Here is an 18,681-nt window from a genome sequence, read left to right as displayed (position 1 = left end):
TCTCCGACGAAGACGCCCATCACACGATCCCCATCAAAGCTGCGGATGTGTCCGCCGTGGTAGCGAATGATTCGGCAACTTGTAGCCAAGAACGCCTTTGCGATCTCGGCGGCCATCCATGCGGGGAGAGTCATTGCGATTCTTGTTGACTCAGCAAGATCCGCATATAGCATCGCCGCGTCAATCTTCACGGCGCCAGATCCCAATGCAACGTCCTCAGCCGCCGGAACGTCTCTGGAGTTCCGCGAGTCCCAAATGGTGGAGAGGACGCCGTTCACCTCTGCCTCAACATCTTCCTTTAGACCCACAAAAGAACTCCTTGTGTCTTATCCAGCAATTGAGATGGAGAGCAACGAGACCAACCAAGGGACGATAGAAGCAAGCAGCCAACCGAACGCTCTTCTGAGGTTCCTGTACTTGACGATCAGGATGGAAGAATTTCTCCACACCTGGTGAGCAATCTCAGCAGCAAGCTCACGGTCGGGAACGTCAAGCAAAAGACGCGTGTATTCCGTCACAGACAACTTCGCGACATCCCCAAAAAAGATGGTGGATTTGCCTACCGGATCAAGGTTCGGGAATGCAGCTCGGTAGATGGCCATGAACGACAACGCAGAAAACAATGCGAACGCAATGGTTGTGACCACAATCAATGGACCCGCGTCTGCCGCATGCGGCCACTTAGAAAAAAGCACCCCTGCCATAGCAGTGTCCACGCCTAACAGCACCGCGAGCATTGCGTCCACACGCGGGAAGACACTGAGCACGACTTGCAGATGCGTCCAAGCTCTTTGTGATGACTCCATGTCGCCCCCACCCTTTTGCCTAATCACGGCACAGTGATTGTGCCGTGCCGGGCCCCTATTGCAACGGCCGGATCAAGGAATTTTACGGAGGGAATTACGGAGGCGATGAAAAAAGCGCCACTCGGGCGCTTTAAGTCATTGATTGCAATGGTGGGCCGTGATGGATTCGAACCATCGACCAAAAGATTAAAAGTCTTCTGCTCTACCGACTGAGCTAACGGCCCATGCAAGGCCCCGGCCTTTCGGCGGGGTGGGCATTCTACCGTACTTTGCGGGGCTGGGTGAAGCCGGGGATGTACGAGGTTGCCGGGCTGCGGGCGTCTAAACCTTTCCGGCGCCCGCCGCATCTCAGCTGCGACCCTGCCCCGGAGCGATGGATGCGCCTGCCACTGCCGCTGATGCTCGTCCTGCTGCTGCCGTTTGCCGCCTCTGCGGCATCGCCTACACAGGTGCGGACCGACGATATCGACCGCTTCTGGGCTACCTACGATGCCGTGCTTGCCGAGCCCGATGCCGCGCAGCGGGTGGCCCTGGTGCAGCAACGCTATATCGCGCCGGGCAGCCCTGGCCTGCATGCGCTGATGAAGGTGCGCAACTACACCGCCACCGAGTACGCCGACGCAATGCTCGCCTGGCCGCGCTTCTGGTCTTCAGTGCGGCCGCTGACCGCCAACGCACGGCAGGCCAGCGCCACGTTGGAGCAGGATCTGGCGGCGTTCCGAGCGCTCTACCCTGCCCTGCGCCCGGCCAGCATCACCTATGCGGTGGGCGTACTGCGCACCGGTGGCACCACGTTGGGCAACCAGGTGCTGATTGGCGCGGAAATGGCACTGGGCGATGCAAGCGTGGATGTAAGCGAACTGCCGGAGCCGTTGCGCAGCCGCCTGCGGATCTTCTACGACAGCCACCCGGGCGCGAACAACGCACAGAACAACCTTCATGAGTACGTGCACACCCAGCAACGCGAGACCACCGGTTCGCTCGCGCAGTACGCGGTGCGCGAGGGCGTTGCCGAGTACGTGGCCGAGCGGATCAGCGGGCGCCGACCGGCACTGCCGCTGTATACCTACGGGCCGTTGCACGAATCGGAGATCCGCGCTCGCTTCATCGCCGAGATGGACGGCGATGAGCTGGACAACTGGCTGTACAACAGCGCCCGCAATGCGTTCGGGGTGAGCGATCTGGGCTACTACGCGGGGTATCGCATCGCGCAGGAGTACATGCGCCAGCAGCCGGATGATCAGGCGGCGATCGCACGGATGATCGAGCTGGATTACACCGATCCGAAGGCGGTGCGCGCTTTGATCGAGGCATCGGGGTGGCTGCAGCAGCGGTAACGCCGGGCCATGCCCGGCGCACAGTGCCAACCAAGGTTGGCACCCACCAGAGTCAGACCTGCCCGGCGGGTCAGCCAGTGCGAACCAAGGTTCGCACCCACCGAGGGAGCGGTTGGCACCCACCAGGGTGGAGTTCGCAGCTACCGGGGTTCAGTTCGCACCTGCGGGGGGCGCCGGCCAGCGGCCGGCACTACCAGAGGCGGTCAGGCGTACAGCGTCGGGTCGGCCACGCCGGCGTCGGTGAAGCCCTGCGCACGCAGGCGGCAGGCGTCGCAATGCCCACAGGCCGCGCCGTTGGCATCGGCGTTGTAGCAGGACACGGTCAGGCCGAAGTCCACGCCCAGGCGCACGCCTTCGCTGACGATCTGGCCCTTGCTGAGGAACTGCAGCGGCGCATGCACGGTGATACCCGCGCCTTCCACGCCCGACTTGGTCGCCAGGTTGGCCAGGGCCTGGAAGGCGGCGATGAACTCGGGGCGGCAATCCGGGTAGCCAGAGTAGTCCACGGCGTTGACGCCGCAGAAGATGTCGTTGGCACCAAGCACTTCGGCCCAGCCCAATGCCAGCGACAGCATGATGGTGTTGCGTGCCGGCACGTAGGTCACCGGGATGCCCTCGCCGCCCGCTTCGGGCACGTCGATGTCATCGGTCAGCGCCGAGCCGCCGATGCTGCGCAGGTCGACGTCCACGGTCTTGTGCACGATCACGCCCTGGGCCTTGGCCACGCGCGCGGCAGCATCCAACTCGGAGGTATGGCGCTGGCCGTAACGCACGCTCAGGGCATGCACGGCGAAGCCCTGTTCCTGGGCCATGGCGATGACGGCGGCTGAATCCATGCCGCCGGAGAGAAGCACGACTGCCTTCTTCATGGGTAAATCATCCGGTTTGGGGGAAAAGCCAGCACGCTGTCCCGCGCCGGAACTACATCAAGGAACAACGTACGGGCTCAGCGGCCCGGTTCGTCATTCCAGAGAATCTTATGCAACTGCATCTGGAAGCGCACCGGCAACCGGTCTTCCACGATCCAGTCAGCCAATTGGCGGGCAGTGATCTCACCCTTGCTGGGCGAGAAGAACACCATCGTGCGCTGTACCAGCTGGTGCTCGGCGACCATGGCCTTGGCCCAGTCGTAGTCCTCGCGGTTGCAGATCACGAACTTGATCTGGTCACGCGTGGTCAGCAGCGGCAGGTTTTCCCAGCGGTTGCGGGCGACCTCGGCCGAGCCGGGGGTCTTGATGTCGACCACGCGCGATACGCGCGGATCGACCGCGCTGACGTCCAGCGCACCGGACGTTTCCAGCGACACATCCAGGCCGGCGTCACATAGCTTCTGCAGCAGCACCAGGCAGCGCTTCTGCGCCAACGGCTCGCCGCCGGTGACGCATACATGGCGCACGCCCTGCGCAAGCACCTCGGCGACGATGTCATCGATGTCCCACCAGGTGCCGCCGTGGAAGGCGTAGGCGGTGTCGCAGTACTGGCAGCGCAGCGGGCAACCGGTCAGGCGCACGAACACGGTCGGCCAACCGGCGGTATCGGCTTCGCCCTGCAGCGAGGTGAAGATCTCGGTGATCTTCAGGCGCGGCAGGGGCGACTGCACGATCTCGCTGGGCGTGGCGACGGCGGCGGACGGGGAAACGGCGGTCATGGCAAACAATTCTTCATGGGGCGCGCGACGGATGTCTCGGCGCCGGAAACGAAAGCAGCCGAGCATGGGCTCGGCTCTACAGGAGGCTGCCGGGAGTCAGCCCAGCGCCAGGGGGCGTATTGTACGCCCGGTCAGCGGATCAGCGGATCTGATTGCCGAGGCGGATCGACTGCAGGCGGTCCTGCGCGGTACGCGCGGCATCCGAGCCCGGGTATTGCGCCACGACGGTCTCCAGCGTCTGCTGGGCTTGGTCGACCTTGCCCTCGCCATACTGCGAGAGGCCGACCTTGAGCAGGCCACCTGCGGCCTTGTCGTGGGTGGGATAGCGCGAGAGCAGTTCGCGGAACTGGGACTCGGCCATCGGGAAATTGCGGGTGGCGTAATAGCTTTCGCCCAGCCAGTACAGCGCGTTAGGGGCGTAGACGCCGTTCGGGTACAGCTCCAGGAAGCTCAGGAACAGCTGCGCCGAATCATCGTACTTGCCTGCCTTCAACGCATCGAAAGCCACGTTGTAGGACGTACGCTCGTCACCGGTGACGGCCAGGCTGCCCGGGTCACCATGGACGGAGGGCGGCCGCTCGGAAGTGGCCGCCGCTGCGGGTTTTGCCGGGGCTGCAGGAGCCTTCGGTGCGCTCGCCGGAACAGCAGGCAGGGCCGGGGCGGCAGAGCCCCCTTCCAACCGGTTCAGGCGGCTGTCCAGATCCAGGTACTGGTCCTGTGCGGTCTGCTTGAGCTGGGCGTTGTCGTGCTGGAGTTGCTCGATCGAGGCCTGCAGGCTGGTGACCTGCTGCCGCAGCTGGTTGATCTGGTTCAACAGGTCCTGGTTGGAACTGTTGTTGTACATCTGCTGCTCGAGCGAACCGACGCGGTCGGCCAGGCTCTGTCGTTGTGCATGCGCCGGTGCGGCAGCCACGAGGGCTGCCGCAACGACCAGCATCAGTGTGATGCCAAGGCGCATGGATTACTGCGCGGTGTAGACGATTTCGACGCGACGGTTCTGCGACCAGCAGGACTCGTTCGACTCGGTGCAGACCGGACGCTCTTCACCGTAGGACACGACGGTCAGCTGCGAAGCCGAGCCACCGTTGGCCTGCAGTGCCGAGTTGACGCCGTTGCCACGACGCTCGCCCAGGGCCTGGTTGTACGCGCGCGAACCGCGCTCGTCGGTGTGGCCCTGCAGGGTGATGCGCGAGGACGGACGGTCACGCAGGTACTTGGCGTGGCAAGCCATGATGGCCTGGAATTCCGGCTTCACGTCTTCCTTGTCCAGGTCGAAGTAGACAACGCGCTGACGCAGGCAGGCATCGGTGTCCAGATCGCCCGGGCCGTACAGGCCGGAGGTGGACGGACCGGTCGGGGTGGTGGTCGAAGTGCCGGTATCGACCGGAGCCGGGGCTTCTTCCTTGACCTTCTTCGAGCAACCGGCCAGGACGGCCACGGACAGCAGGGAAACAAGCAGAACGCGGGTGGACTTGTTCATGGCGATACCTTTGTGGCTCCTAAGCCGATGAGGGGTTCAATACAGAGAAAATATTAACACTCTTTTAGCGCTGGGTACGGTATGGGGACCATGCCGGCTCGCGCACATCACCGTCTGCCAGAACCAGGCGCTGGCGCACGCGCGCGTCGGCCGAGACGGCGTACAGCACACCACGACCACCCTCACGGGCGGCATACAGCACCATGCTCGCGTTGGGCGCGAAGCTCGGCGATTCGTCCAGCGAACCCGGCGACAGCGTGCTCCAGCGGGGCGAGCCCAGCGAGCTGTCCATCAGCGCGATCTTGTAGCTGTTGCCCGACCCCTGGGCGACAGCGATCTTCTTGCCGTCGTAGGACACTGAGGGCTTGGCGTTGTAGTTGCCCTGGAAGGTCACGCGCTCGGCGCTGCCACCACCGGCACCGACCTTGTAGACCTGCGGACGGCCGCCGCGGTCGGAGGTGAAGTACACCGCACTGCCGTCCGGGGCCCAGGTCGGCTCGGTATCGATGGCGAAGTGGTTGGTCAGCTGGGTCAGCTGCTTGCTGCCCAGGTCCATCACGTAGATTTCCGGGTTGCCCGAACGCGACAGGGTCAGGGCCAGCTTGCGGCCATCCGGCGAGAAGGCCGGGGCGCTGTTGATGCCGCGGAAGCTGGTGACCAGTTCACGGGCGCCGGTGGAGATGTTCTGGATGTAGATGGCGGAGTTGCCACGCTCGAAGCTGACGTAGGCCAGCTTGTTGCCATCCGGGCTCCACGACGGCGACAGCAGCGGCTCGGCCGAACGCACGATGGTCTGCGGGTTGAAGCCGTCCGAATCGGCGACCATCAGCGCATAGCGCATGGCGTCGCCCTTGCCGCTGGCGGTCACGTAGGCGATGCGGGTCCAGAAGGCGCCACGGACACCGGTGATCTTCTCGTAGATGGCGTCGGCCATCTGGTGGGCAACGTCGCGCATGGCGTTGCCGCGTGCGGTCATGGCCAGGCCCAGCAGGCGCTCGCCCTTGGGCACGTCGAACAGTTCGTACTCCACGCGGTAGGCGCCGGCACCGGCGTCCATGACCCGGCCGACGACGATGTAGTTCTGCTTCAGCGCGCGCCAGGTGGCGAACTGGATGTCACCGCCACGGGTCGGCTTTTCGACGATCTGCGCTTCGGGCAGCGTGCGGAACTGGCCCGAACGTTCGAGGTCGGCACGGACCACGCCGGCGACATCGGTCTGCGGGGCGCCGGCCGCACCCTGGTAGGGCATCGGCACGATGGTGATCGGGAGGGCGGAGGCATTGCCGCCGATGATGTCGATATCCAGCCCCTTCTGCTGCGCGACAGCAGCAAAGGGCAGCAACAGGGCCGCAAACACGGCAAGCCAGCGAGGCATCTTCTTCATGGAGCGCTCAAATAGGGGGAACCGGAACGAGGGATAACAAAACGGCAGTGAACCGCTTCGCAATCATGAACCAAGGGTACGTGAATTCCGGGTCAGTGCCAGCCGGTTCTCTCACATGCCGTTAACGTCGCGGCCAACTTCCGTGCGGATGACTCGCCCAAAGCATGGCTTGGACGGCACCGTACGATCCAGAGTCAGAGACGTCATCGCATGACGGGACAGCCCCACAGGGCTGCCCTGCCCCTGCGCCTCAGCGATCCTGGGCGGTGAAGGTGAAGTTGATCGTGCGGGTGAACACCTGCTCGAAGCCACGGTATGGCAACGGCTGGGCGTTGAGCACGGCGGCCTCGATCGAGCGCTTGCCGGCCTCGTCGAACGGGCAGCCGGCGCTGACCGTGGCGCTGCGGACGGTACCGCCCGGCAACTGGTTGATGGTGATCTGGCAGCGTTGGCCCAGCGGAACACTGTCCGGACGCACCCACTGCGCCAGCACCTTGGCCTGGATGGCCGCAGCGTACTTGGCAGACAGGTCGTCACTGCTGCCACCACCACCGGCGGCAGGCTGTGCGGCGCCGCTGGCACCGGCAGAGGCCGTGCCCGCCGCGTTACGCGCAGCAGCGACCTGGCGCAGCTTCTGCTCGGCCAGCTTGGCTTCCTTCTCGGCCTGCTCGCGGCGGGCACGGATGTCGGCGATCTTCTTCTGCTTCTCGGCTTCGGCCTTGTCGGCAGCCAGGCGCTCCTGCTCGGCCTGCTTCTTCTTGGCGTCCGCTTCCTGCTGCTTGGCCAGGCGCAGCTTCTGCTCGGCTTCTTCCTGGCGCTTGCGCTCGGTCAGGTCGATCTGCTCCTGGCGGCGCTTGGCTTCCTGCTCCTGCTTGGCCTTTTCCTGCGAGATCGCCAATGCGCTGACCGCGTCCTGGTCCTTGGTGTCAGGCTGCGCCACGCGCTCCTGCGCCTGTTGCTGCTGCGGCGTTGGCGCGTCCTGCGGGCGCGGTTCTTCAATCGGCTGCGGCGGCGGAATGGTGTCTTCCGGCACCGGGATCGGCTCGGCCACCGGCGGCGGCAGGTCTTCCAGCTTCTCCGACTGGCGCAGGGCCTGGCGGGCGGCGGCGGCTTCGGACGCGGACAGCGCCAGGCTGGCCTCGACCGAGGGATCGCCTGCGGCGGCATCGGTATTGCGCTGCGGCGACCACAGCCAGGCGCCGATGAAGATCAGCGCGACCAGCAGGTGCACCAGCACGGCCAGCACCAGCGGCTGGCCCCAGCCAGGTTCCTGCTTGTGCGGTGGCGGCAGGGCGTCAGCGTGCATCGGTGGCCAGGCCTACCTTGTCGACGTTGGCGCGCTTGATCACGTCCATCGCCGCGATGACCTTTTCATAGGCCACGGCACGGTCGGCGGCGACGATCACGCGCACTCCCTTGTCCTGCGCGGCGATGCCGGACAGGTGACCCTGCAGTTCCTCGGCGGTGACGGCGGTGGGCTCCTTGGCGTCGGGCAGCTTCAGGCTGAGCTGGCCGTCCTGGCGCACCGAGACGATCACCGGGTCCTGCTTGCTTTCCAGTGCCTTGGCATTGGAATTGGGCAGGTCGACATCAAAGCTCAGGGTGAGCAGTGGCGCGGTGACCATGAAGATGATCAACAGCACCAGCATGACGTCGATATAGGGAACGACGTTGATTTCCGATTTCAGCTTGCGGCGCTTGCGGCGACCGATGGCAGCGGACATGGCTTGGACTCCCGGGTCTGGCGCTTACTCGTCGCCAGCGCTCTGGCGCTGCAGGATCGAGCTGAACTCGTCGGCGAAGGTCTCGAAACGCACCGACATGCGCTCCACGCGGGTGGTGAAGCGGTTGTAGGCCCACACCGCCGGAATGGCCACGAACAGGCCAATGGCGGTGGCGAACAGCGCTTCGGAGATGCCCGGGGCGACGGCGGCGATACCGGCCTGGGCACCGCTGCTGATCATGTCGTGCATGGTCACCATGATGCCGAACACGGTACCGACCAGGCCCACGTACGGGGCGGTCGAACCGATGTTGGCCAGCAGTTCCAGGTTGCGTTCGAGCTGGTCGACTTCGCGGGTATAGGTGGTGCGCATCGCGCGCTGGGCACCTTCCAGCTGGGCACGGCCATCCAGCCGGCGCTTGTCGCGCAGGCGGGTGTACTCGCGGAAACCGGCTTCGAAGATCGCTTCCAGGCCGCCGACATTGCGGCTGCGGTCGGTGGCCGAGCTGTACAGCTTGCCCAGGTCGGCACCGGACCAGAAGCGGTTCTCGAACTCGTCGGCTTCGCGGGTGGCCTGCTTGAAGATGCGGGCCTTGCGGAAAATGATCACCCAGCTGACGAACGAGCCGACCAGCAGCGCCAGCACGATGATCTTCACCGGCAGGCTGGCCTTGGCCATCAGTTCGAGGTAGTTGATGCCGCCGCCGGTGGTGGCCTGGGCAAGGGTCTGGGTCGCGGCATTGCTGACGTCAGCCGGCAAAGCCTCGGTGACCGTGGCCTGCAGGGCCAGGAGCGTTGCGATCATCCGTTGTTCCTCAAGAGTTCTGTTCGGATTCGGGGTGGAGGTGGGGTTGCAGCGCGGCAAGGACGGCATCGTCCATGCCGCGCGGGCGGAAACTGGCCGCGTCCAGTGCGGCGATGCGGACCTGCGCGGACAGCAGCAGCTGGCCGTCACGCAGGACCTGCTGGTCGAAGACCATGCTGGCCTTCTTCAGCTGGACCAGGCTGGCGCTGACCTGCAGCTGGTCATCCAGCCGTGCCGGCTTGATGAAATCCATCTGCATGGAGCGCACCGCGAAGACCATGCCGTGCTCGGACCGCATGCGCTCCTGGCCGTAGCCCAGCGCACGCATCCATTCGGTCCGGGCCCGTTCCATGAAGGCCACGTAGCGGGCGTGGTAGACCACTCCGCCAGCGTCGGTATCTTCCCAGTAAATGCGTGTCGGCCAACTGAATCGGGGTTCAACCGAGGGTTCAACCGACATCGGGAACCTCTGCGAACAGATCCTGCGGCGGGTTCTTCGGCTTCAGGCCCATGTGCCGGTAGGCCTTGTGGGTGGCCATGCGGCCACGCGCGGTGCGCACCAGGTAGCCCTGCTGGATCAGGTACGGCTCGACTACGTCTTCCAGCGTGCCGCGCTCTTCGGACAGCGCCGCGGCGAGCGATTCGATGCCGACCGGACCACCGTCGAAGTAGTCGACCATGGTCTTCAGCAGCCGGCGGTCGAGCTCGTCGAAGCCTTCCGGGTCGACCTTGAGCATCTGCATCGCCGCCTGGGCCACGGTCTGGTCGATGTGGCCACCAGCCTTGACCTGGGCGTAATCGCGCACGCGGCGCAGCAGGCGGTTGGCGATACGCGGGGTGCCACGCGCGCGGCGCGCGATCTCCCCTGCCCCGTCGGCGGTGCAGTCGATGGCCAGGATCGCGGCCGAGCGACGCACGATGCGGGTCAGTTCTTCGACGCTGTAGAACTCCAGGCGCTGGACGATGCCGAAGCGGTCGCGCAGCGGCGCGGTCAGCAGGCCGGCGCGGGTGGTGGCGCCAATCAGGGTGAACGGCGGCAGGTCGATCTTGATCGAGCGCGCCGCAGGGCCCTCGCCGATCATGATGTCGATCTGGAAATCTTCCATCGCCGGGTACAGCACTTCTTCCACCACCGGCGACAGGCGATGGATTTCGTCGATGAACAGCACATCGTGCGGCTGCAGGTTGGTCAGCAGCGCAGCCAGATCCCCGGCCTTCTCGATCACCGGGCCGGAGGTCACGCGCAGGGCCACGCCCAGTTCGTTGGCGATGACATGGCTGAGGGTGGTCTTGCCCAGGCCGGGCGGGCCGAAGATCAGCACGTGGTCCAACGCATCGCCACGACCCTTGGCGGCCTGGATGTAGATATCCATCTGCTCGCGCACCGGCACCTGGCCGAGGTAATCGGCAAGTCGCTTGGGTCGGATGCTGGCGTCGGCGGCGTCATCCTCGCGGGTGGCGCCGGCGCCGATGATGCGGTCGTCGGTCATGTGCTGATTATGCGGCAAAAGTACGGGGTTCGGCCGGGCTGCGCCCGGCACCCGCAGAAGCCAAAGCAACGGCAACAGCCGAAGCAAGAGCAGAAGCAGCTTTCCGGAGGGATGGCGGGGAGGGTCCGGTTGCGGGGGACGCTGCAAGTACGTCCCTGTAAGCTCGGTCGCGCCATCCATGGCGCTCACGCCCCCGCAACCGGACCCACCCCGCCTTCCACAGTCGGCCGCGATCTGCCGGGATCGCATGGCCTGCTCTTGGTAGGTGTCGACCTTGGTCGACACGGAATGGCCCGCTCTTGGTGGGTGTCGACCTTGGTCGACACAGTAGATCCACGCCATGCGTGGATGGATGTGTGTATGGCACGAACCGAACAGGGGGTCAGAGCCCTTTTCCTGAGGAAAAGGGATCCGACCCCGTGCGGTCAGATCTCCACCTGGGCGCCGAGTTCTACGAGGCGGTTACCCGGAATCCGGAAGAAGCCCGTCGCCGGTGCGGCGTTCCTGTGCATCAGCGCGAACAGCTTGTCGCGCCAGATCGGCATGCCACGGTTGGCGGTGGCGACGATGGTTTCGCGGCTGGCGAAGAAGGTGGTGTCCATCGGGTCGAAGTAGATGCCGCCGTGGTCGCACGAGCGCATCAGCGCCAGCGGTACGTCGGGGGTCTCCATGAAGCCGAAACGCACGTAGACCCGATAGAACTCATCGCCCACCGATTCGATCTTCAGTCGTTGCCCTTCCATCGCATACGGAATGGGCAGGGTTTCCACGTGCAGGAACACATTGCGCTCGTGCAGCACCTTGTTGTGCTTGAGGTTGTGCATCAGCGCATGCGGGGCCACGGTCGGGTCGGCGGTGAGGAACACCGCGGTGCCGGGTACGCGGACCGGCGGCGCCAGCATCAGGCCCGGCAGGAAGGTGTCGATGCGGATGCCGTCCTTGCGGATCTCATCGCGCAGCAGTTCGCGGCCACGGCGCCAGGTGCGCATCATGGTGAACAGGAAGATGCCCAGCACCACCGGGAACCAGGCACCCTGCAGCAACTTGGCGCCGTTGGCGATGACAAAGCCCAGGTCGATGACGAAGAACACCACGCACAGCGGCAGGATCCAGTTGCGTGCCTTCGGCCACAGCGAACGGGCGACCAGGGCCAGCAGCAGGGTATCGATCAGCATGGTGGCCGACACCGAGATGCCGTAGGCCACGGCCAGGTTGGACGAGCTGCGGAAGGCCAGCACCAGGCCGATCACCATCACCGCGATGCCCCAGTTGATGCCGGGGATGTAGATCTGGCCGATGGTGTCGTGCGAGGTGTGCTTGATGCGCATGCGCGGGATGTAACCCAGCTGCATGGCCTGCCGCGAGACCGAGAACGCGCCGGTGATGACCGACTGCGAGGCGATCACCGCAGCCATCGTGGCCAGGATGATCATCGGGTACAGCGCCCACGACGGTACCGCTTCGAAGAACGGGTTCTTCACCGCCTCGGGGTGGTTGAGCACCAGCGCGCCCTGCCCCAGGTAGTTAAGCACCAGGCACGGCAGCACGAAGAAGTACCAGGCGTGGCGGATCGGCTTGGCACCGAAGTGGCCCATGTCGGCATACAGCGCCTCGCCACCGGTGACCGCCAGCACCACCGCGCCGAGGATGAAGATGCTGTGCCAGCCATGATTCATGAAGAAGCGGATCGCCCACCAGGGGTTGAACGCTTTCAGCACTTCCGGCGCGTCGACGATGTTGTAGATGCCGATCGCCGCCAGCGAAATGAACCAGATCGAGGTGATCGGCCCGAACAGCTTGCCGATCTTCGCGGTGCCAAAGCGCTGCACCGCGAACACCGCCAGCAGCACCACCACGGTGATCGGCACGATGAAGGCATGCAGCCCGGGGGCCGCCACCTCCAGGCCTTCCACCGCGCCCAGCACCGATATCGCCGGGGTGATCACGCCGTCGCCGAAGAACAACGAGGCGCCGAAGATGCCGAGAATGCCGACCACGTACGCCGAGCGTGACCCGTTGCGCAGCGTGCGCTGGGTCAGCGCCATCAGCGCCATGATGCCGCCCTCGCCGTCATTGTCGGCGCGCATGATGATGGTCACGTACTTCAGGGTGACCACGATGTTCAGCGCCCAGAACGCCAATGACAGCACGCCCAGCACGGTGTCGTGGTCGCTGCTGAGCCCGTAGTGCGGCGAGAACGCCTCCTTCAGGGTGTACAGCGGGCTGGTACCGATATCGCCGAAGACCACGCCGATCGCACCGATGATCAGCGCCAGCCCCCCGGCGGGGGGAGCGTGACCATGGCCGCCATGGGCGGCGGTGTGCGGGGTTTGACTGCTGGACATGGGGCTCCTGGCGAAGCTCAGGGTGTAATGGGAGGAAAGGAAACGGCGCGGCTCAGCGCAGCGCCGACTGCAGGGCCTTGCGGATGACCATGGCCACTTCGTCGCCCTCGTTGAAGGCCTCGCGCGCCATCCGCGCCGCCTCGGTCGGCTTGTAGCCCAGCTGCTGCAGCGCCACGGTGGCATCGGACAGCGGATCAGCCGGGGCCGGGCCACTGCCGGTCGGCAGTGCGCCACCGGCGCCGAACTGCGCCGCGCGGTCACGCAGCTCGAGCACCATGCGCTCGGCGGTCTTCTTGCCGATGCCGGGGATGCGGGTCAGCGCGGTGATGTCACCGGCCTGCACCATGCGCGCGAATTCTTCGACGGTGACGCCGGACAGCACGGCCAGCGCGATCTTCGCGCCGATGCCGCTGACCCGCTGCACGTCGCGGAACAGGCGGCGCTCGCCTTCGCGCAGGAAGCCGTACAGCGAGACGCTGTCTTCCTTCTGCGAATAGTGGGTGTACAGGGTGACCTCACGGCCCAGCTCGGGCAGGTCGTAGAAGGTGCTCATCGGCGCCTCCAGCTCGTAGCCCACCCCGTTGACGTCCACCACCAGCCACGGCGGCGCCTTGTAGGCGACGATTCCGCGCAGTCGACCGATCATTGCGTGCAGCTCCTCATTTGCGCCCCCACGCCTGGCGGGCAGTCAGCCCCAGGCGGTTGGCCGTTGCCCTTACGTGGGCATGGGTGATGGCCACGGCCAACGCGTCGGCCGCGTCGGCCTGCAGCTTGGTTTTCAGGTTGAGCATGAGCCCGACCATGTGTTGAACCTGTTGCTTTTCGGCACCGCCGCGACCGACCACCGCCAGCTTGATCTCGCTGGCAGCGTATTCGTGCACGGGCAGGTCACGCAGCACCACCGCCGAAATCGCCGCGCCACGGGCCTGGCCCAGCTTCAGCGCCGAATCGGGGTTGCGTGCCATGAACACCTTTTCGATGGCCACTTCCTGCGGCTGGTACTCGTGGCACAGCTCGGCCAAGCCCAGCACCAGCAGCTTCATGCGCTGCGGGAAGTCGTCGGCCCCGAGCAGCACCAGCGGCTGGTGATGCACGTGGCTGACCCGGCCGCTGGCGTCGACATCGATGATGCCGACCCCGGTCCGTTGTGAACCCGGGTCGATGCCGAGAATACGGGTCATGCGGCACACACGCAGACGCCGCTGATCCGGACAGGACGCATGCGGCGGTGATGGCTGGAAACGTCTGGGGTCATCATGGTCCGCATTGTCCGCTCACCGGCCGCCAAAGGCGACCGGTGGAGCGTACGTTCAGGCGTAGGCGTCCGCGCCGAGATCGGCGTTGGAGTAAACGTCCTGTACGTCGTCGAGGTCCTCCAGCATGTCCAGCAGCTTCTTGACCTGCAGGACGGTGTCGCCCTCGACCTTGATGTCGTTGTCGGCGCGGAAGGTCAGCTCGGCATGGTCCGGCGTGCGGCCGGCCGCCTGCATCGCATCCTTGACCGCGTGGAAGCTGTCCGCGGCGGTGAGCACGTCGATCGCGCCATCCTCCGGATAGACCACGATGTCATCCGCACCGGCCTCGATGGCCGCTTCGGAGATGGCGTCCTCATCGGCGCCGGCAGCGTAATGCAGCACGCCCACGCGCTTGAACATGAAGCTGACCGAGCCTTCGGTGCCCATGTTGCCGCCGCACTTGCTGAACGCATGGCGGACATCGGCCACGGTGCGCACGCGGTTGTCGGTCAGGCAATCGACGATGACGGCCACGCCACCGGGCGCGTAGCCCTCGTAGCGGATCTCTTCGTACTCGACGCCTTCCAGTTCACCGGTGGCCTTCTTGATGGCCCGCTCGATCACGTCCTTGGACATGTTCGCGGTCAACGCCTTGTCCACGGCCACACGCAGGCGCGGGTTGTTGTTGGGGTCGCCTCCACCGCCGCGCGCGGCGACGCCGATCTCACGGATGATCTTGGTGAAAATCTTGCCGCGCTTCGCGTCAGACGCGTTTTTGCGGTTCTCGATGGAGGGGCCTCTACCCATGGGTCTTTCCGTACGTGCGTTGATGGATAAGGCCGCGAATTCTACCTGATCGGGCCGTGCCACCGTGTCGAGGCCGCAGGACTACGCGGAAAGCCCATCCACGCATGGCGTGGATCTACTGCCGCCGGGCATGGCCCGGTCAAGAGCGTGCGAACCAACGGTTCGCACCCACCAAGCCAGGATGGCTCGCCCCCACCAACTTACGCTGCAGCGGCGTCCCGGCCATGGTCGAACTGGCCATGGCGGAGGAAATGCGCGGTCTGTCGCGCGGCATCGGGCGACACCACCAGGCCGCTGTGGCTGGTGCGCACCACGCAGTGGTCGGCCAGGCCCGGCAGGCGGGTCTCGGCCAGCGCCACGGTGCCGTCGGAATCGTCATCCAGCGCCCCGAGCAGGCTGCCCAGCCCATGCGGCACCGAGCCGGCGATCAGGCCGACTGCGGCCTTGCCCTGCCAGTCCGGCAGCCCGTCCAGCAGCAGTTCGCTGCTGCGGCCCAGGGCCAGGCCCCAGCCATGTTCGGACAGCGAGCGCGCAGTGCCACTGCCCCGCAGCGGCGAGCCCAGGCAGACCACGCGCTGCACGGGCAGCTGCGGCTGCCGGCGCAGGGCTTCCAGCGCCAGCAGGCCGCCCAGGCTGTGCCCGACCAGCGACAGCGGGCCTGCGTCTGCCAGCCGCTCCAGCAACTGCGGGACGGCCACATCGGGGCCGCCGAATACGGACGAGTAGCCAAAGGTATGGACCTGGAAGCCACGCGCGCGCAGGCGCCAGGCCAGCGGCCCGACCCAGGCACGGGCATTCCAGATGCCATGCAACAACAGAACGGGGGGAGTCATGTGCAACAGCCTGGCGGTCAGCGGGGCGGAACTACGGTGATTGAACAGAAGCCAGGGGCAAGCGGTGGTGAATGGCTTCAGGCCGGATGTGGCAGACGGCGCAGGATGAACTCAAGATCGTTGGTATCGCCCACCGGGAACAGGTACTCGCCGGCCTTTTCGAAACCATACCGGGCGTAGAAGCGCTGCGCGCCGAAGTTTTCCGACCAGACGCCCAGCCACAGCGTGCGCGGGCCGTCGCGTTCCAGCCAGGTCAGCGCGGTTTCCAGCAGGCGGCTGCCCCAGCCGCAGCTCTGCTGCGTCTTGACCAGGTACAGGCGCTTGAGTTCGCCGTCACCGGGCTTCACGTCCGGGTGCGGCAACCCACAGGGGCCGGCGGCAGCATGGCCGACCGCCTCCCCGTCCAGCTCCAGCAGCCACACCGCGTAGTCGGGGTGGGCCAGGATCGTGCGCTGGCGCTCGACCGTGTAGGCCTCGTCGATGAAGTCCTGCAGGTCCTGCGGCGGATACAGATGGCCGAAGGTTTCGGTGAACGTGCGCGCGGCCAGCGCCGACAGGGTCGGCGCGTCGTCCACAGTGGCGCGGCGGATCGAATACATGGGTCGAGTTGACGTCAGGACAACGGTTCGGGTCAAGCCCGCTCCGCCGGTTCCTTGCCGTCTTCTTCCTCTTCCTCTTCCTCTTCTTCGTATTCCTCGTCGTCCTCTTCTTCCTCGCCTTCTTCCTCTTCTTCTTCGCCTTCCTCGTCCTCGTCGTACTCTTCCTCTTCGTCGTCTTCGTAATCCTCGACGCCGAAGTCTTCACCGTCCCAGCGACCTTCGCCGTCGGCGACGAAGGTCAGGGCCATGGCCGACGGGTTGGTACCGACGCGGACCAGCCAACCACCGAAGACACGTGCGCGTTCGGTGACCAGGTTGGCCTCGGAGCCTTCATTGCCCAGCTTTTCCCACTCCAGCGAAAACGCAAACTCGGTCATTGCCTGGATCTCCTGATCAGTTTTTCTTGGGGCGAACCTGGATGTGCACTTCGGCCAGCTGCTCGTCGACGATCGGCGACGGCGCGTCGGTCATCAGATCCTGTGCACCGGTGGTCTTCGGGAACGGAATGACGTCGCGGATCGACTCGGTGCCGGCCATCAGCGCGGCGATGCGGTCGATGCCGAAGGCGATGCCACCGTGCGGCGGCGCGCCGTAGTTCAGCGCGTCGAGCAGGAAGCCGAACTTGGCACGGGCCTCTTCGGCACCGATGCCGAGCAGCTCGAACACCGCGCTCTGCATGTCGGGGCGGTGGATACGGATCGAGCCGCCGCCGATTTCATTGCCGTTGAGCACCATGTCGTAGCCGCGCGAAACGGCAGTCTTGGCGTGCGCGCGCAGATCAGCGATGTCGTCCACGGCCGGCGCGGTGAAGGGGTGATGCAGGGCGACGTAGCGCTGCGCTTCCTCGTCCCACTCGAACATCGGGAAGTCGGTGACCCACAGCGGCGCCCAACCGTCAGCGACCAGGTTGAAGTCCTTGCCGGCCTTCAGGCGCAGCGCGCCCATGAAGTCGGACACCTTGTTGTAGCCGCCAGCGCCGAAGAACACGATGTCGCCGTTGCCGGCGCCGACGTGGGCTACCAGCGCAGCGAAGCCTTCTTCGCTGAAGAATTTCTGGATCGGCGAGCTGATTTCACCGTTCTCGCCCACCTTGATGTAGGCCAGGCCCTTCGCGCCGTACTTGGCGGCGTGCGCAGCGTACTCATCGATCTGCTTGCGCGACAGGCTGGCACCACCCGGGATGCGCAGCGCGGCGACGCGGCCATCGGCATCGTTGGCAGCAGCGGTGAACACCGGGAACTCGCTGGTCTTGACCAGCTCGGCCACGTCCACCAGTTCCAGCGCGATGCGCAGGTCCGGCTTGTCCGAACCGTAGCGACGCATCGCCTCGGCCCAGGTCATGCGCGGGAAGCTGGCGTCCAGCTCGACGTCGACCACTTCCTTGAAGATGCCGCGGATCATGTCTTCGACGAAGTCCTGCACGTCGCGCTCGCGGACGAAGGCGAACTCCATGTCCAGCTGGGTGAATTCCAGCTGGCGGTCGGCACGCAGGGCCTCGTCGCGGAAGCAGCGCGCGATCTGGTAGTAGCGGTCGAAGCCGGCCACCATCAGGATCTGCTTGAACAGCTGCGGGCTCTGCGGCAGGGCGTAGAACTCGCCCGGGTGCATGCGCGCCGGCACCAGGAAGTCGCGCGCGCCTTCCGGGGTGGCCTTGGTCAGGATCGGGGTTTCGATGTCCTGGAAGCCCTTTTCGTCCAGGTGGCGGCGCAGGGCCTGCACCAGCTTGATGCGGGTGCGCTGCATGCGCTGCATTTCCGGACGGCGCAGGTCCAGGTAGCGGTACTTCAGGCGGGTTTCTTCGCCCGGGTTCTCGTGCGCGTGGAACGGCAGCGGCGCGGCCTTGTTCAGCACTGTGATGGCGGTGGCGATCACTTCCACCTTGCCGGTGCGCAGCTTGTCGTTGACCGAGTGGCGGGCGCGCACAACGCCTTCCACCTGCAGCACGTCCTCATAGCCCAGGCTGGCGGCCACGGCAAACACTTCGGCGTTGTCGAGCTCCACCGTCACCTGCACGATGCCTTCATGATCGCGGAGATCGATGAAGCAGACGCCGCCCTGGTTACGGGCCACGTCGGTCCAGCCGGCGAGGGTGACAGTCTGGCCAATCAGGGTCTCATCGACCAGGCCGCAGAAGTGGGTACGCATGGGGGGAAAGCTCCGCTGGAGAACGCCGGCGCCTGATGGGGCCG

General features: G+C 65.5%; 20 protein-coding genes and 1 tRNA gene. 1 reads left to right on the top strand and 20 read right to left on the bottom strand.

Annotated features, from left to right (window positions below; translation table 11 throughout):
* Window positions 1-326: 326 nt before the first annotated feature.
* Entirely contained in the window at window positions 327-767 is a 441-nt protein-coding gene (locus WKB25_RS15760; protein WP_340571702.1) for a Pycsar system effector family protein, read from the bottom strand.
* Between the two features lie 187 nt (window positions 768-954).
* Window positions 955-1,030: transfer RNA gene (locus tag WKB25_RS15755), tRNA-Lys, on the bottom strand.
* 153 nt (window positions 1,031-1,183) lie between these two features.
* On the opposite strand from WKB25_RS15755, the gene WKB25_RS15750 reads away from it, so the two are divergent.
* Window positions 1,184-2,143 carry a DUF2268 domain-containing putative Zn-dependent protease gene (locus WKB25_RS15750; protein WP_340571701.1) on the top strand — a complete coding sequence of 320 codons (960 nt, stop codon included), beginning with the start codon at window positions 1,184-1,186 and terminating at the stop codon, window positions 2,141-2,143.
* 203 nt (window positions 2,144-2,346) lie between these two features.
* Here WKB25_RS15750 and queC read toward each other — a convergent pair whose 3' ends face one another.
* The 18 genes from queC to aspS all read right to left on the bottom strand — a co-directional run bounded on the left by queC (window position 2,347) and on the right by aspS (window position 18,637).
* Window positions 2,347-3,012 (bottom strand): 7-cyano-7-deazaguanine synthase QueC, encoded by a 666-nt coding sequence (gene queC / locus WKB25_RS15745; protein ID WP_100553343.1) that lies wholly within the window; start codon window positions 3,010-3,012, stop codon window positions 2,347-2,349.
* Between the two features lie 77 nt (window positions 3,013-3,089).
* The gene (gene queE, locus WKB25_RS15740; protein WP_340571700.1) at window positions 3,090-3,791 is read right to left on the bottom strand and encodes a 7-carboxy-7-deazaguanine synthase QueE; all 702 of its coding nucleotides are present in this window, start codon (window positions 3,789-3,791) and stop codon (window positions 3,090-3,092) included.
* Window positions 3,792-3,930: 139 nt separating this feature from the next.
* The gene (gene ybgF / locus WKB25_RS15735) at window positions 3,931-4,749 is read right to left on the bottom strand and encodes a tol-pal system protein YbgF (protein WP_340571699.1); all 819 of its coding nucleotides are present in this window, start codon (window positions 4,747-4,749) and stop codon (window positions 3,931-3,933) included.
* A 3-nt stretch (window positions 4,750-4,752) separates the two neighbouring features.
* Complete coding sequence (pal, locus tag WKB25_RS15730; RefSeq protein WP_025874668.1) at window positions 4,753-5,271, bottom strand: peptidoglycan-associated lipoprotein Pal; 519 nt, start codon at window positions 5,269-5,271, stop codon at window positions 4,753-4,755.
* Between the two features lie 64 nt (window positions 5,272-5,335).
* Window positions 5,336-6,655, bottom strand: coding sequence for a Tol-Pal system beta propeller repeat protein TolB (gene tolB / locus WKB25_RS15725; protein WP_127564891.1), 1,320 nt, complete (start codon window positions 6,653-6,655; stop codon window positions 5,336-5,338).
* 250 nt (window positions 6,656-6,905) lie between these two features.
* The gene (gene tolA, locus WKB25_RS15720) at window positions 6,906-7,961 is read right to left on the bottom strand and encodes a cell envelope integrity protein TolA (protein WP_340571698.1); all 1,056 of its coding nucleotides are present in this window, start codon (window positions 7,959-7,961) and stop codon (window positions 6,906-6,908) included.
* Window positions 7,951-8,379 carry a protein TolR gene (gene tolR / locus WKB25_RS15715; RefSeq protein ID WP_025874671.1) on the bottom strand — a complete coding sequence of 143 codons (429 nt, stop codon included), beginning with the start codon at window positions 8,377-8,379 and terminating at the stop codon, window positions 7,951-7,953. Before tolR ends, tolA begins: the two co-directional genes overlap by 11 nt.
* Before the next feature lie 24 nt (window positions 8,380-8,403).
* Entirely contained in the window at window positions 8,404-9,183 is a 780-nt protein-coding gene (gene tolQ, locus WKB25_RS15710) for a protein TolQ (protein WP_025874672.1), read from the bottom strand.
* A gap of 10 nt (window positions 9,184-9,193) precedes the next feature.
* Entirely contained in the window at window positions 9,194-9,643 is a 450-nt protein-coding gene (gene ybgC / locus WKB25_RS15705) for a tol-pal system-associated acyl-CoA thioesterase (protein ID WP_340571697.1), read from the bottom strand.
* On the bottom strand, window positions 9,633-10,673 hold the full coding sequence (gene ruvB, locus WKB25_RS15700) for a Holliday junction branch migration DNA helicase RuvB (protein WP_340571696.1): 1,041 nt from the start codon (window positions 10,671-10,673) through the stop codon (window positions 9,633-9,635). Before ruvB ends, ybgC begins: the two co-directional genes overlap by 11 nt.
* Before the next feature lie 425 nt (window positions 10,674-11,098).
* Entirely contained in the window at window positions 11,099-13,018 is a 1,920-nt protein-coding gene (locus WKB25_RS15695) for a potassium transporter Kup (RefSeq protein WP_099818802.1), read from the bottom strand.
* Between the two features lie 52 nt (window positions 13,019-13,070).
* Window positions 13,071-13,664 (bottom strand): Holliday junction branch migration protein RuvA, encoded by a 594-nt coding sequence (gene ruvA, locus WKB25_RS15690; RefSeq protein WP_099818801.1) that lies wholly within the window; start codon window positions 13,662-13,664, stop codon window positions 13,071-13,073.
* A gap of 13 nt (window positions 13,665-13,677) precedes the next feature.
* Window positions 13,678-14,199, bottom strand: a complete 522-nt coding sequence (ruvC, locus tag WKB25_RS15685) for a crossover junction endodeoxyribonuclease RuvC (RefSeq protein WP_089236563.1) — start codon at window positions 14,197-14,199, stop codon at window positions 13,678-13,680.
* 129 nt (window positions 14,200-14,328) lie between these two features.
* The gene (locus WKB25_RS15680) at window positions 14,329-15,060 is read right to left on the bottom strand and encodes a YebC/PmpR family DNA-binding transcriptional regulator (protein ID WP_089236564.1); all 732 of its coding nucleotides are present in this window, start codon (window positions 15,058-15,060) and stop codon (window positions 14,329-14,331) included.
* Between the two features lie 200 nt (window positions 15,061-15,260).
* Window positions 15,261-15,893, bottom strand: a complete 633-nt coding sequence (locus tag WKB25_RS15675) for an alpha/beta fold hydrolase (protein WP_025874679.1) — start codon at window positions 15,891-15,893, stop codon at window positions 15,261-15,263.
* 77 nt (window positions 15,894-15,970) lie between these two features.
* Window positions 15,971-16,492, bottom strand: a complete 522-nt coding sequence (locus WKB25_RS15670; RefSeq protein ID WP_340571694.1) for a GNAT family N-acetyltransferase — start codon at window positions 16,490-16,492, stop codon at window positions 15,971-15,973.
* 32 nt (window positions 16,493-16,524) lie between these two features.
* Window positions 16,525-16,869, bottom strand: a complete 345-nt coding sequence (locus WKB25_RS15665) for a DNA primase (protein WP_340571693.1) — start codon at window positions 16,867-16,869, stop codon at window positions 16,525-16,527.
* A 16-nt stretch (window positions 16,870-16,885) separates the two neighbouring features.
* On the bottom strand, window positions 16,886-18,637 hold the full coding sequence (aspS, locus tag WKB25_RS15660; RefSeq protein WP_340571692.1) for an aspartate--tRNA ligase: 1,752 nt from the start codon (window positions 18,635-18,637) through the stop codon (window positions 16,886-16,888).
* Window positions 18,638-18,681: the final 44 nt, after the last annotated feature.

This window comes from Stenotrophomonas sp. G106K1 (assembly GCF_037969685.1).
Lineage (GTDB): Bacteria > Pseudomonadota > Gammaproteobacteria > Xanthomonadales > Xanthomonadaceae > Stenotrophomonas > Stenotrophomonas lactitubi.
The sequence above is the reverse complement of the archived record's forward strand: the minus strand, read 5'-3'. Positions and strand labels throughout refer to the sequence as shown.